At 38.4% G+C, this 276-nt stretch carries 1 protein-coding gene; it reads right to left on the reverse strand.

Annotated elements, in window-relative coordinates; translation table 11 throughout:
- Positions 1 to 5 precede the first annotated feature (5 nt).
- Positions 6 to 276: ABC transporter permease subunit (locus SB775_RS29175; RefSeq protein WP_410864711.1), on the reverse strand; the 271-nt coding region annotated here is incomplete at its 5' end.

Raw genomic sequence — 276 nt, forward strand, 5'->3', positions numbered from 1 at the left:
CCTTTTTATGATCTGCGTAAAAAGACTTTCGCAAAGTAGTTTCCTAAATTTTGAGCTACCTGTACAAGAATAATAAGTAAAACGACCGTTACGAACATAACTGATGTATCAAAACGTTGATAACCATATGTCATCGCTAAGTCACCAAGACCGCCACCACCGACAAGCCCAGCAACTGCAGAAAATTCAATTAAACCAACTGTCACAAACGTAACACCTAAAATCAATGGCGCTAACGCTTCTGGCACAAGGATTTCAAAAACAATTCTAATTGGT

Source organism: Peribacillus sp. SIMBA_075 (assembly GCF_046534585.1).